11 protein-coding genes are annotated in these 12,887 nt (G+C 71.3%); 5 read left to right on the forward strand and 6 right to left on the reverse strand.

The features are described from left to right. The first annotated feature begins 74 nt into the window (after positions 1 to 74). Both P8T65_RS04340 and P8T65_RS04345 read left to right on the forward strand, forming a co-directional pair. Positions 75 to 440 (forward strand): nuclear transport factor 2 family protein, encoded by a 366-nt coding sequence (locus P8T65_RS04340; protein WP_184902749.1) that lies wholly within the window; start codon positions 75 to 77, stop codon positions 438 to 440. 145 nt (positions 441 to 585) lie between these two features. Further along, positions 586 to 1,815: a glycosyltransferase gene (locus tag P8T65_RS04345; RefSeq protein ID WP_316731474.1), complete on the forward strand. Its 1,230-nt coding sequence runs from the start codon at positions 586 to 588 to the stop codon at positions 1,813 to 1,815. Between the two features lie 96 nt (positions 1,816 to 1,911). Here P8T65_RS04345 and P8T65_RS04350 read toward each other — a convergent pair whose 3' ends face one another. Further along, a complete protein-coding gene (locus tag P8T65_RS04350; RefSeq protein ID WP_316724074.1) occupies positions 1,912 to 2,604 on the reverse strand; it encodes a TetR/AcrR family transcriptional regulator in 693 nt (230 codons plus the stop codon). A gap of 163 nt (positions 2,605 to 2,767) precedes the next feature. On the opposite strand from P8T65_RS04350, the gene P8T65_RS04355 reads away from it, so the two are divergent. Continuing rightward, positions 2,768 to 4,033: a PQQ-binding-like beta-propeller repeat protein gene (locus P8T65_RS04355; RefSeq protein ID WP_316724075.1), complete on the forward strand. Its 1,266-nt coding sequence runs from the start codon at positions 2,768 to 2,770 to the stop codon at positions 4,031 to 4,033. Here the strand turns inward: P8T65_RS04355 and P8T65_RS04360 are convergent. Beyond that, positions 4,026 to 5,909: an endoglycosylceramidase gene (locus tag P8T65_RS04360; RefSeq protein ID WP_399098311.1), complete on the reverse strand. Its 1,884-nt coding sequence runs from the start codon at positions 5,907 to 5,909 to the stop codon at positions 4,026 to 4,028. The two genes, P8T65_RS04355 and P8T65_RS04360, sit on opposite strands and share 8 nt — an antisense overlap. A 592-nt stretch (positions 5,910 to 6,501) precedes the next feature. On the opposite strand from P8T65_RS04360, the gene P8T65_RS04365 reads away from it, so the two are divergent. Then, on the forward strand, positions 6,502 to 7,065 hold the full coding sequence (locus P8T65_RS04365) for a hypothetical protein (protein ID WP_316724077.1): 564 nt from the start codon (positions 6,502 to 6,504) through the stop codon (positions 7,063 to 7,065). A gap of 71 nt (positions 7,066 to 7,136) precedes the next feature. Here the strand turns inward: P8T65_RS04365 and P8T65_RS04370 are convergent, their stop codons facing one another. Further along, positions 7,137 to 7,640: a hypothetical protein gene (locus tag P8T65_RS04370; RefSeq protein WP_316724078.1), complete on the reverse strand. Its 504-nt coding sequence runs from the start codon at positions 7,638 to 7,640 to the stop codon at positions 7,137 to 7,139. 72 nt (positions 7,641 to 7,712) lie between these two features. Beyond that, positions 7,713 to 8,186 carry a hypothetical protein gene (locus P8T65_RS04375; RefSeq protein WP_316724079.1) on the reverse strand — a complete coding sequence of 158 codons (474 nt, stop codon included), beginning with the start codon at positions 8,184 to 8,186 and terminating at the stop codon, positions 7,713 to 7,715. Between the two features lie 326 nt (positions 8,187 to 8,512). On the opposite strand from P8T65_RS04375, the gene P8T65_RS04380 reads away from it, so the two are divergent. Next, complete coding sequence (locus P8T65_RS04380) at positions 8,513 to 9,622, forward strand: XdhC/CoxI family protein (RefSeq protein WP_316724080.1); 1,110 nt, start codon at positions 8,513 to 8,515, stop codon at positions 9,620 to 9,622. A 21-nt stretch (positions 9,623 to 9,643) separates the two neighbouring features. Here P8T65_RS04380 and P8T65_RS04385 read toward each other — a convergent pair whose 3' ends face one another. Together P8T65_RS04385 and P8T65_RS04390 are read right to left on the reverse strand one after the other, a co-directional pair. Continuing rightward, positions 9,644 to 10,147 carry a metallophosphoesterase gene (locus tag P8T65_RS04385; RefSeq protein ID WP_316724081.1) on the reverse strand — a complete coding sequence of 168 codons (504 nt, stop codon included), beginning with the start codon at positions 10,145 to 10,147 and terminating at the stop codon, positions 9,644 to 9,646. Between the two features lie 12 nt (positions 10,148 to 10,159). Next, positions 10,160 to 12,787, reverse strand: a complete 2,628-nt coding sequence (locus P8T65_RS04390; protein WP_316724082.1) for a SpoIIE family protein phosphatase — start codon at positions 12,785 to 12,787, stop codon at positions 10,160 to 10,162. Positions 12,788 to 12,887 lie beyond the last annotated feature (100 nt).

Raw genomic sequence — 12,887 nt, forward strand, 5'->3', positions numbered from 1 at the left:
AGGAGTCTCGTGGGGAGAGGCCGTTCGCGGCCCGCTGACCCGTGCCGGGCCACGGCCTTCGAAGGAGGTCATCCATGGGCACCTCGACCAACCCCGCCTTCGATGTCGAAGCGCTGCGCAGGGGCACGGAGGAAGCGAACGCGGCGACTCTGACGTCGCTCTACGCGGAAGACGCCGAGCTGCGCGTCGTGGACCGCAACACCCAGCCCAGCCACCCCAAGGTCCTGCACGGCCGGTCCGAGATCGGCGCGATGTTGGACGACGTGTGCAGCCGGGAGATGACGCACAAGGTCGAGCAGTGCCTGGTCCAGGGCGACCAGGTCGCGTTCACCGAGTCCTGCGAGTACCCCGACGGGGTGCGGGTCCTGGCGAGTTCGATGATCTCCCTGAAGGACGGGAAGATCGTCGACCACACGATGATCCAGGCCTGGGACGAATAGTCGGGATGGCCGGGACACCGGGGACGAGCAGGTCGCTCCGTCGTCGAACGGGCCGGTCGCAGGGGCTGTTTCGGGTCATCCCGGTGCGCTCCCCCTGACTCGGTGTGGTCGCGCCGCCATACTGGCGGGCGTGCGTGTAGCGATCATGACGGCGGGTTCCCGGGGCGACGTGGCGCCGTACACCGGGCTCGGACACGGGCTGGTGCGGGCGGGGCACAAGGTCACGCTGGTGACCCACACCCGGTTCGAACCGCTGGTTGCGGGCTCCGGGGTCGCCTTCCACGCGCTGCCCGTGGATCCGCGGGCAGAGCTGGAGTCGGAGCGCGGGCGGGGCCTGCACCGCAGTTCCACGGGCGCCGGGAAGCTGTACCGGGCGGTGGAGATGGCCCGGAGTCTGGTCGGGCGGATGGCCGGCGATCTGGTGGCCGCCGCCCGCACCAGTGACGCCCTGCTGCTGGCGGGCACCCTCGCGCCCCTCGGCCACACCATCGCCCAGGGCCTGTCGATCCCGAGCCTGGGCGTCAACCTCCAACCCCTGGCACCGACACGGGAGTTCGCGCCCCCGATGACCGGGGTGCGTTCCTGGGGTCCGCTCGGCAACCGGGCGGCGGGGCACGCGGTGAACTCGGCCGTCGAGTGGATCTTCAAGGAGGAGGTGCGCAGGCTGCGCGCCGCGTACGGACTCGCGCCCACCGGCCCGACTGCGGCGCGGCGCCCCCGGGAACGGCCGGACCGGCCGGTGTTCCACGGCTTCAGTCCCCGGGTGGTGCCACGCCCCGGGGACTGGCGGGCCGGGCTGGACGTCACCGGCTACTGGTGGCCCTACGACCGCGAGGACCGGCTGCCCGCCCCGCTGCTTGACTTCCTCGACGCCGGTCCGCCGCCGGTCTTCGTGGGCCTGGGCAGCGCCACCGTGCCCGATCCCGAGCGGATGAGCGGCGAGGTCGTACGGGCCCTGCGGGCGGCCGGGCTGCGCGGGGTGATCCAGCGGGGCTGGGGCGAACTGCGGGGCGAGGGCGACGACATGTTCACCGTGGGCGAGGTGCCGCACTCGCTGCTCTTCCCGAGGACGGCGGCCGTCGTGCACCACGCGGGCGCGGGCACGACGGGGGCCGGCCTGCGCGCCGGGGTCCCGGCCGTGCCGGTGCCGGTGCAGTTCGACGAGGGCTTCTGGGCGGCCCGGTTGGTCGCCCTCGGGGTGTCGCCGGGAGCCGTCCCCCTGCGGGGCTTCACCGCCACCGCCCTGACGGCCGCCCTGCGCCGGGCGACCGGCGACCCGTCGTACGCACACCGCGCCCGGACCCTGGCGGCCGAACTGCGCACGGAGGACGGAGTGGCCCCGGTCCTGACCGCGGTGAACCGTCTGGCGGGTTGAGCGTGCGAGGACGCCTGCGGGCCTGAAAGGCGACGGCGCGGGGAACTGCGCGAGAAGCACCACCGGACCCGCACCCGCAGCACCACCCTGCCGCCCCTACCGCTCTGCTCCTCCGCCCTCTACCGCTCCGCCCTCCTCCGGTCGCCAACCCGGCGGGCGGAGTATTCCCAGCAGCAGGCCGACCAGTTCGTCGACAACCTCGTCGAGGGGGGCGTCGACCCAGCCGGCCTGCCAGTCGTGGAGGAGGCCGTTGACGCTGCCGATGAAGGCGGTGGCGGCGATGCGGTAGTCACGGTGGACGGCCTCGCCACGCTCCGCCGCGGCGTCGGCCTCGGCGCAGATGAAGTCGATCCAGCGGGCGCGGCGTTCGAGGCGCTGGCGCTCCATCCGGGCACTGACGCCGACGATCTCGGTGAAGGTGATGCGCAGCCGGCGCGGGTCGCCGGTGACATTGGCGGCGTACGCGAGGAACGCCGCGGTGGCCCGCTCGGCGATCGGCCGCCCCTGAGCCGTGGCGAGACCGGTGAACGCGGCCTCCTCGGCCCAGTCGTTGACCCGCAGGTGGAGGGCGGCGAGCACATCCTCCAGGGAGTGGAACTCCTCGTAGAACTGGCGGGTCGACAACCCGGCGGCCTCGCTCAGCGCCCCGATCGTGGTCCCCCGGTAGCCGGGGCTGTCGCCGAAGAGCTGCAACCCCGCGTCGAGGAAGCGGTCCCGGCGCTCGGCCCGGCGCTCCGCCGCGGATCTGCCCCCGTAACGGCCGGTGGGCTGTTTGAGCCTGCCCGACACGTTTCTCCCTTCCGACGGACTCACCGTACGACGGCCGATGCCGCCGTCGCTCGATTTTGTCGTGTCCCTGGTCTTGTGGTGAAGCGGGACCGTTCCTTACTTTCCAGTAAGTCTGCTCTGAAAACTGCCCTGTTCAGACTCCGCCCGCACAGGAGGATCCGACATGCCCCTCTCCCCCACTCCCCGTAGTCGCAGAAGCCGGCACCTCGGTGCCGTCGCCGTCGCGCTCGCGCTGACCGCCTCCGCCGCGGCGACCGCGACCCCGGCGAGCGCCGCCGCCGACCTGCGGGAGGTGATGTTCGTGGGCAACAACTGGGAGGGCACCGCTGACGTCATCAAGTCCTCCGGCGACTTCGCGAAGATCGGCCGGGTCAACGTCATCCCCGACAAGAACGCGCGGATGGCGGAGATCAACGCCGACCCGATCCGCTGGATCGCGTTCATGACGATCCGCAACAGCGTGGGCGAGGGCCACGACCAGTTCGTGGACGACATGTACTCCACCCCGGACGGCTCCTCCATGGTGGTCTCCCGGCCGAGCTTCGCCGACGTGGTCTCCATCGACATCAGGACCGGCGCCATCAACTGGCGCTTCGCGGTGTCCGGTTACCGCGCCGACCACATGGCGGTCTCCCCCGACGGCAAGCGCGTCGCGGTGTCCGCGTCGACGGGGAACACCGTGCACGTCCTGGACATCGTCACCGGCAAGCAGGTCGGTTCGTTCAAGACCGGCGACAAGCCGCACGAGAACATCTTCACCAAGGACGGCAAGTACATCTGGAACATGGCGATCGGCGATGTGAACACCCAGACCGACGCGCCCTGGCTGGACTGGACGAAGGGCGACCGGAAGATCACGGTCGCCGACGCGAACACCTTCCAGCAGGTGAAGGTGATCGACATGCGCGAGCGGCTCAACGCCATCGGGCTGAACGACTACTCGGACGCCGTCCGGCCCGCCGCGTTCTCGCCCGACGAGACGAAGCTGTACTTCCAGGTGTCGTTCTTCAACGGCTTCTTCGAGTACGACATCGCCACGGACAAGATCACCCGCACCAAGACCCTGCCGAAGTCCCCCGGGGTCAGCGACGACCGCACCACCTTCGTCAACGACTCCCGCCACCACGGCCTGACGATGAAGCCGGACGGCACCAAGCTGTGCATCGCGGGCACGATGGACGACTACGCGACCGTCGTGGACCGCGCGACCCTCCAGGAGGGCCCGCTGGTCCCCGTCTCCAAGCCGTACTGGTCGACCGTCAGCGGTGACGGCAAGTCCTGTGTGGTCTCCGAGAGCGGCGCCGACCAGGTCACGGCGATCGACTTCGCCACCGGGAAGAAGACCGTGTCCGTCGCAGTCGGCGACCACCCCCAGCGGGTGCGTGTGGCGAAGGTGCCCGCCGACTGGACCGGTCCTTCGGCTAACTGAACCTGACGGTCAGCCAGTTCGACAGCTCCGTCCGCGCCGCGTTCAGCTGCGTCGCGGTCGGGGCTGTCGCGCCGTTGGTGACCAGGGCGTAGTGCAGCTTGCCCGAGTCGGCGGCGGTGAGGAGCAGGCGGCGGCTGCCGGTGCCACCGGGTTCCCTGGCGGCGGCGATCGGCGTGGAGGTGGTGTACGCCGGCGGCGCGGCCGTCACTCCGAGGTCGGACACCACGGTGGTGGACGCGGTGGGGAAGGACACCGGCAGGTGCAGCTCGGTCGGTTCGGTGCTGCCGTCCGAGCGCCAGACCAGCAGGGAGTACTGGCCGGAGCCGACGAGCGAGGAGACGTTCGGCAGGGAGCCGGGCACCGGGTTCCACGTCAGCGTCGTGGAGCCGTCGCGCGAGCGGTCCTCGTAGGTGAAGGCGACGGCCCTGCCCGCGGTGGCGCTCGGGTAGATCCGGTCCAGCATCCGGGCGTCCTGGCGGAGCACGGCCGTGCCGGAGTCGTCGAGCCGTACGGCGGAGAGGTCCTCGCCGTTCCAGGCGTCGCCCTCGACCTGCACCTTGTCGGGGTTGTCGTTCATCAGCTCGTGGTGGCGGCCCCAGTAGATGTCCCACTGCCACTGGGAACCGGAGAGGACCGGGCCGGAGGCGGCCGGGTTCGACCACCAGTCGACGCCCTTCACCCGGGAGTCGAGCGCCTGGTACATGGCCTTGTAGACCGTGGGCGCCTTGTCGGAGACCGAGCCGTTGAGCGGGTGCCCGAACTCGCTGACGACCGCCGTGGTGCCGCCGGCGGCGGCGCGGTCACGGACGGTCCCGAAGTCGTTCACGTACTGGCCGTTCCCCGCCTTGCCCCACATGAAGATGCCGGAGATCGCCTTCTGGTCGTAGAAGTGGGTGTTGAAGACGTAGCGCGGTCCGATCGTGCCCGCGTCGAGGAGGCCGCCCTCCTGCCTCTGGAAGTCGATGTTGGCGTTCCAGAAGAGGTTCGGCTCGACGAACGCCGGCTTGGACTGCCAGCCCGCCGAGTCCATCCGGGCGCGGAACTTGACGTAGAACGGCCACAGGACGTTCTTCTCCCACGTCCGGCTGGTCTGCCCGGAGTCGAGCTTCCCGGGGTGCGGCTCGTTCCACGGGTCGAAGCCGACGACGCCCTGGAACTGGGCGGTCGTGAGGTTCGCCTTCATGTAGGTCATGGTCTTCTGCGCGGTGTCCAGGAAGGAGTCCTGGAGCCCGTAGGTGTTGTGCCAGAAGTCGTACGTCGCCTCCGTGACGGCCGCGTTGGAGGTGATGTTCTGGCCCCAGAACGGGCAGATCCCGCAGTACTCGTCGGGGTAGTCACCGAGGTCGACGGCCCACTTGGGGGCGCCGTCGCCGGTGTACCAGCTGTCGGAGTCGAACAGCCAGCGGGAGTAGAGATCCTGGTGGAAGTCGGGGTAGACCTTGATCCCGGCGTCCAGGAACGCGCCCATCTGCGCGGTGGCCGCCGACAGGTAGGCGGAGCTCACCTGCCCGCGCACCGGTTCCGCGTACGCCCAGGAGAGCAGGAAGCGCACGGAGTTGCCGCCGCCGAGCGCCCTGAGCGCGGTCGCCGACTTCCTCGCGTCGGCGACCGAGGCGAAGGGCAGACCGTTGTTCTCCTTGAGTTTCGTCTCCCCCGAGACGTTGTAGCCGCGCAGGACGACCTCGCGGCCGAGACCGTCCTTGAAGGTGCCGCCGTCGACCGTGAGGGTGGCCGCGGCCTGGGCGTCGAACCAGAGTTCGTCAGTGAGAGCGGAGGCGGGCCGGGCGGGGCCCGCCGTGGTCAGGAAGCCGGTGACAAGGATCAGGACACCGAGCAGACGAGTGCGCAATCTTGACATGTCCGCCACATTCGACATGTGCACTACCGTCCCAATCGGCAGGCGAGCCGTCAATAGCAACTGACGCACGAGTAAGTACCCGTTTTCGCAAAAGAGTTCACCCTTTACGACCGATTCTTTGCCCACGCACCACCGCGCGGGGGCCGCACGTCGGCCGCGGAGCCCTCCGAGCCGAACGGGTGACACCAGCCGCCGCACCCCGCAGAATTCAGCCGATGTTCACCCGAACGTCACCACGAAGGGCCTTGTCGACGGAACCGGCCTATGGTTGAGCGCAGTTTGCGCCTTTTTGTTCCGTAGTCCGTCCGACACACATGAAAGGCGGTACCAGCGGTGAACAGCTCTTTTCGCGAGCTCCGTGAACACAAGCCAGGCACACGTGACTTCGACCCGAGGAGCGCCCTGAAGCCCCCGGAAACACGCGCCGAGCGCTGTGCGTCGCTGTACGACGCGATACGGGACATGGGCAGGTACGAGGCCGCGGTGGAGGCGGAGAGACTCCGGCGGGGTGGTGAGAACCTCCTGCCCGGCCCGTGACGAAGTGACGCGACAGAGACCGAGCCGTGCGTGAGGGGCTCGGCGAGACGGACCACCATCGGGCTGGGCTTGCATGGGCACAGAACCGCGGACCGACACCGACTCCTTCCCGGAGGAGCCCTCGGGACGCACCACGGGGAACAAGTACTTCAAGGAGTTCATGGGGGTCGTCCATGTGAGCCTGCGGAGCTGGTGGTGGGGGGAACCGCTGGCCGCGACGCTCGGCGGTCTCGGGGGCGCCTGGATCGGGCACGACGACGACCTGCCGATGGACGAGGTGCTGGGCGTCGCCGTGTCCATGGTGGGCGTCATCATCGGCTCCGTGTTCGCCGTCCTGGCGATGATCACCCGCGCCTGCGACAACACCTTTCTGCGCAAGGCGAGAAAGGCCCGCCTCCTCCCCGTCGTCCACTATCTGTGGCCGTTCTTCACCATCATCGGCATGGGGATCCTGTCCATCGTGTTCCTGCTGCTGATGGCCGGGATCTCCGAGGACGCGCCCACACTGCTGCTCATGACGGTCGGCGCGTCGGCGGGCTTCTGCGTCCTGTGGACACTGGCCGGTCTGCTGCCCGCCCTGGGCGCGCTCATCGTGTTCACCCGCCTCATCGAGAAGACCTCCGGCGTGAACGACTGAGGACGGCACGCAACGGCACCGGTGCGGGGACGCGGATCACGTCTCCCACACCGGTTGGGGTCAGCCTCGCGTCACTCGTCGACGTTCAGCACGATGTGGGTCCGGTAACCGTCCAGGGTGATGTAGCCGTCTCCGTAGGCGGAGCGGTAGTGCCCGGTGCCGCCGACGATGGCGGTCTTGGCCGTGACCGGCTGCATGGGCCGGTAGTCGACCATGTCGCTGAGGGTCAGCGTGCCCTTCTTCAGGCGCAGCACGCGGGTGCACTGGGCGGTGACCGTCTGGGCCCGGCGCTGCACCACGTCGCACTCCGACTCGCCGTCACCGGCGTGGCGCAACTCCGTCCTCCCCGTCTTCTTGACCTTGTGCTCGGAGTACAGGTCCAGCGGCGTGGTCCAGGTACCGCCGACCACACCGTCCAGGGACGGCCAGGTGGCGACCCGGTTGACGCCGACGAGCTCGACCTTCTCGATGTCGTTGTCCTCGTCCTTCTGCTCGGCCTGCGCCGACGTCGGAAGAAGGGCGAGAGCGGTGCCGAGGGCGGCCACGACCACCCTGCGGACAGCCGATGTGATCACAGAACCTCCAGGTCGGACAGCGTGCACTCGGACGGCGGAACGGCCGACTCGCCGTCGGCGCGTGTGTGCCGGTCAGTCATCGACGTAGAGGTCGAAGACGATGTGCTTGCGCTCCAGGGTGATGTAGCCCTCGCCCTCGGCGTCGTTGTAGATGCCCGTGCCGCCCGCGATGGAGGTCTTGGCGGTGACGGGCTTGTGACCCGTGCGGCTGATCATGTCGTGGAGGGTGATCTCCCCGCCCTTGAGGCGCAGCACCCGCGTGCACTGGGCGGTGAACCGGTGCTGGTCCGCTTCGACGACGGCACAGCGCGAGCCGCCGTCGCCGACGTACTTGCCCTTCGGGTCGTGCAGGTGCAGGTACGTGGTCCAGCTGTCGCCCGGCGCGGTGTGTTCCGGGGCGATGTCGTACGCGGCATGACCGACGAGCTTGACCCGCACGACGTCCTCGTCCCCGACGTCCGCCGCGGCCGGCGCGGCGAGCGACAGGGTGAGAGCTGCGGCCAGGGCGCCGAGCGTCACAGCGCCGCGGGCAGTGGCTGAGGGCATGCATCCTCCCAGATGGTTGTGACTGTGGGTGCTCGGACTCAGGAGCATGGTCATTCCATGCACGCAGGCCATGCATGGCAACGCACCTTGCGCGGCGGACGGCTCAGGCCACCCGAACAGAGGCGCGAGCCATCGCCCTCCTGGGTGACCGTTCACCCGATCGGCCGCCTGCCCACGTGCGCACGTCAGCCGGGGGCGACCCGACGGTGTGCCGTACCCCGGCCCTCGTACTTGGATGAAAGGGAACCCCCGGGGCTGCGGCCCCCCGGCACATCCACCGTCCGGCCCGCTCGGGCGTCCCGCGGTGGTGGCGAGAGGAGCGGGCGATGCGTGAGATCCTCCCGGCGCTCGGCGAGTGGTATGCGGCGGGCTCCCCCTTCGGCCTCGCCACCGTCGTCGCGGTCAGCCGGAGCGCGCCGCGCGATCCGGGAGCGGCCATGGCGGTCGGGCCCGGTGGCGAGGTCGTGGGCAGTGTGTCCGGCGGCTGTGTGGAGGGCGCGGTGTTCGAGCTGGCCCAGGAGGTCGTGGCGTCCGGCGAGGCGCGGTCGGCGACCTTCGGGTACAGCGACGACGACGCGTTCGCGGTCGGGCTGACCTGCGGTGGGGAGATCACGCTCCTGGTGCGCCGGGTGACGGCGGCCGAGGACCCGTCGTTCGGGCGGGTCGTCGAGACGGTGGCGGCCGGGGGCCCGGTGACGGTGGCGACCGTGCTCGACGGCCCGGGGCGGCGCGGCGCCACGCTGGCCGTGTGGCCGGACGGGGCCCTCGGCACCCTCGGCACGGCGGGCCTGGACGCCGCGGTGGCCGCCGACGCTCGCGGGGAGCTGGCTCAGGGGGTCACCGCGACCCGGCACTACGGTCCGCACGGCGAGCGGCGTGAGGACACCGTCGCCGTCTTCCTGCACTCGTTCGCGCCCCCGCCCCGCATGTTGGTCTTCGGCGCGATCGACTACGCGGCGGCGGTGGCCCGGATCGGTGACTTCCTTGGGTACCGGGTCACGGTGTGTGACGCCCGCCCGGTGTTCGCCACCCCGCAACGCTTCCCCGCCGGCGTGGAGGTGGTCGTCGACTGGCCGCACCGCTATCTGCGCGGCACCGCCACCGACGACCGGACGGTCGTCTGTGTGCTCACCCACGACCCCAAGTTCGACGTGCCGCTGCTGGAGGAGGCGTTGCGGCGGCCGGCCGCGTACATCGGGGCGATGGGGAGCCGGCGGACGCACGAGGATCGCGCCCGGCGGCTGCGGGAGGCCGGGCTCGGCACCGTGGAGCTGTCCCGGCTGCGCTCCCCCGTCGGCCTGGACCTCGGCGCCCGTACGCCGGAGGAGGTGGCCGTGTCGGTCGCGGCGGAGATCGTCGCGCTGAGGTGGGGCGGCAGCGGGATGCCGCTGACGGCGACGACCGGGCTGATCCATCCGCCGGCCCCGCCGGGGTGAGAGGCACGGCGTGACCCCGGGTCAGGTTCTGGGCGGCAGTCGGTGCAGGCGCACCTGAGTGAGCGCGCCGTCCGCCACCGTCGCCGTCATGTAGGTGCAGTGGGGCTGTCGGCGGCGGTCGGTCGGGGAGCCAGGGTTGAGCAGGCGCAGGCCGGTGGAGGCGGTCGTGTCCCAGGGGATGTGGCTGTGGCCGAAGACCAGGACGTCCGTGTCGGGGAACCGGGCTGCGCAGCGGGATTCGCGGCCCTGGGCGGGGCCGGTCTCGTGGACGACGGCGAGGCGGAGCCCGGCGAGGTCGGCGCGGGCCACCTCGGGGAGACGGGCGCGCAGGCCGGGGCCGTCGTTGTTGCCGTACACGGCGATCAGCCGCTGTGAGCGGGTCCGGAGGAGGTCGAGGGTGTCCTCGTCGACCCAGTCACCGGCGTGCACGACCACGTCGGCACGCGGGAGTTCGGCGAGGAGCGGTGCGGGCAGCGCTTTCGCGCGCTTGGGCAGATGAGTGTCGGAGAGGAGCAGCAGGCGCACCCGGCCAGCGTGTCACTCGATGGGGATCTCCGCCCACACCTGCTTCCCGCCACTGACGGGGACCGAACCCCACGCGGTGGACATGGCCTCGACGAGGAGGATGCCACGGCCGCCGGTGGCCTCCCAGCCGATGACGGTGGGTTTCATCGGGGTACGGGGGGAGGAGTCGGCGACGGAGACCCGGAGGCGGTCGGCGAGCAGGGTGAGGTCGAGGCGGACGCGGCCGTCGGTGTGCACGAGGGCGTTGGTGACCAGTTCGGAGACCACGAGGAGCACGGTGTCGGCCATGGAGTCGACGCCCCAGCGGCGCAGGACGCGCCGGGTGTAGCGGCGGGCCTGGCCGACCGCCTGGGGGACGCGCCACACGCTCCAGTTCTCGCGCTGGGGGCGCAGGGCCATGCCGTCGTAGCGGACGAGGAGCAGGGCCACGTCGTCGTCACGGTTGGCGCCGCCGAGCAGGGTGTCGGCGACCACGCCGAGGTGCGCGGGGTCGGCGGCGGACAGTTCGGCGGCGAGCTGGTCGAGGCCGTCCTCGACGTCGACGTCGGCGGACTCCACGAGGCCGTCCGTGGTGAGGGCCAGCAGGGTGCCGGGGGTCAGCCGCAGGGGGCTCATCGGGAAGTCGGCCTGCAACATGACGCCGAGCGGCGGGCCGCCCTCGGCTTCACTGATCTCGGTGCTGCCGTTCGGGTGACGCAGCACAGGCGGGATGTGTCCGGCGCGGACGTACCAGGCGGAGCCCTCCTCCATGTCGATGTCGACGTAGCAGCAGGTGGCGAAGAGGTCGGTCTCCATGTCCATGAGGAGCCGGTTGGCGTGCGAGACGACGACGTCCGGGGGGTGTCCCTCGACGGCGTACGCGCGCAGCGCGGTGCGCATCTGGCCCATCAGAGTGGCGGCGCCCGCGTTGTGGCCCTGGACGTCGCCGATGACGAGGGCCACGTGGTTGTCGGGCAGCGGGATCACGTCGTACCAGTCGCCGCCGACCTCCAGACCGGCGGTGGTGGGCAGATAGCGGGCGACGGCGACCGCGCCGGGCAGCTGGGGCAGTCGGCGCGGGAGCAGGGTGCGCTGGAGCATGCCGACGAGTTCGTGCTCGGCGTCGAAGGCGTGGGCCCGCATCAGGGCCTGCCCGGCCAGGCCCGAGGCGGCGGTGAGCAGGGCGCGTTCCTCGGGGCCGAAGTCGTGGGGGTTGTCCCAGCCGATCAGGCAGGCCCCCGCCATCCGGCCGCCGGCGGGCAGCGGGAGGACGGCGAGACCGCCGGGGCCGACGTCGGCCAGGGCGGGCTCCAGATCGGCTCCGGCGGGCCAGATCCCGGCGCGTCCCTCGCGCAGCGCGGCGGCGAGGGTCGGCATGGTGCGTACGGGCGCGTCCGGCCACTCGGAGCGCCACTCGGCGCGCCACACCTCGGGCCAGAACTCCGACTGCGGCGGGTCGAGGACGGTGACGACCAGGCGGTCGCCCTCCAGCTCGGCGAGGGCCATCCGGTCGGCCAGGAGCGGTTTGCGCAGGGCGGTCACCACCGCCTGGCTGACGTCCCGGACCGTGCCGGCGGTGGCGAGGGCGGCGGCGAGGCGCTGGATGCGGGCCACGTCGCCGCGCCCGGTAAGCAGGGTGGAGGCGTCGGCGACGGTGCCGACGAGACGGGCGGGTCGGTTCTCGCCGCCGGGCCGGTTCTCGCCGCCGGGCAGGATCCGGCCGCGCAGCCGGAGCCACTTCTGCTCGCCGGAGGGCTGGAGGATGCGGAACTCCAGCTCCCGGTCCCCGATGGACATGTGGTCCGCCTCCACGACGGACATCAGCGCCGGCAGGTCCTCGGGCACGGTCAGCGCGATCAGGGTCTCGACCCGGCCGTCGAAGTCGTCCCGGCCGATGCCGAACAGGTCCAGCAGCCCGTCGTCGACCTCGACCCGCCCGGTGTCCATGACGAGGTCGAACGAGGCCCCGTGTCCGGCGGGCGGGGCGGGGGTGACTCCGGCGGCCGCCTCGGCGAGCAGACCGAGGCAGCGCCGGTCCTCGGCGTCGAAGGCGTCCGTGCCGTCACCGACGGCCACCAGACAGCCGCGCTCGCGCAGCGGCAGCACGCCCAGCGAGAACCCCTCGGGGTGGACACGGCGGAGGTCGGCGTCCTCGGGGAGGTCGGCACCCTTGGGAAGGCCAGGGCCCTCGGTGCCTTGGGGGACGTCGGCGCCCTCGGACACACCGGCGCCCTCCGAGACACCGGCGCCTTCGGGGACGTCGGTGCCCTCCGAGACACCGGCACCCTCGGGGACATCGGCGTCCCGGAGCAGGTCGGCGTTCTGGAGCAGGTCGCCGTTCTGGTGCGGGGCGGTGGAGACGAGCCAGCGCGGGCGGCCCGAGCGGCACGTCTCGGCGACGGGAGCGGTGCCCGAGGCCGGATAGGTGTCGGAGAGCCCGTACAGGTTCCTCGGCACGCCGGCGGAGGCGGTGAGGGAGAGCGCCTCGCCCTCACCGTCCGGGAGATACACGGCGGCGACGGCCGCACTGGTGAACACGAGCACCTGTTCGAGGATGGCGTGCAGCCGCTCGCGCGGATCGAGATCGCCGCCGAGCGTCTTGAGCGCGAGTTCGGCACGCAGCGTCCTCGTTCCCTGTTCCGCAGCGCCCTCACTGACCACGTCCGTAATTACAGCGCTTCCGGCACGCTCGCGCAGCCCCTGGGACCGTTCCGCCAGTCCGGGGGCCTGCCGCGAGAAGGCCCCCAGGGTTCGAAGGAAG

Source organism: Streptomyces sp. 11x1, from assembly GCF_032598905.1.
GTDB lineage: Bacteria > Actinomycetota > Actinomycetes > Streptomycetales > Streptomycetaceae > Streptomyces.

Coding starts and splice junctions, on each gene's coding strand:
- P8T65_RS04340 (WP_184902749.1), top strand. CDS start 75: ATGGGCACCTCGACCAACCCCGCCTTCGATGTCGAAGCGCTGCGCAGG.
- P8T65_RS04345 (WP_316731474.1), top strand. CDS start 586: ATGACGGCGGGTTCCCGGGGCGACGTGGCGCCGTACACCGGGCTCGGA.
- P8T65_RS04355 (WP_316724075.1), top strand. CDS start 2,768: ATGCCCCTCTCCCCCACTCCCCGTAGTCGCAGAAGCCGGCACCTCGGT.
- P8T65_RS04360 (WP_399098311.1), bottom strand. CDS start 5,909: ATGTCGAATGTGGCGGACATGTCAAGATTGCGCACTCGTCTGCTCGGT.
- P8T65_RS04365 (WP_316724077.1), top strand. CDS start 6,502: ATGGGCACAGAACCGCGGACCGACACCGACTCCTTCCCGGAGGAGCCC.
- P8T65_RS04375 (WP_316724079.1), bottom strand. CDS start 8,186: ATGCCCTCAGCCACTGCCCGCGGCGCTGTGACGCTCGGCGCCCTGGCC.
- P8T65_RS04380 (WP_316724080.1), top strand. CDS start 8,513: ATGCGTGAGATCCTCCCGGCGCTCGGCGAGTGGTATGCGGCGGGCTCC.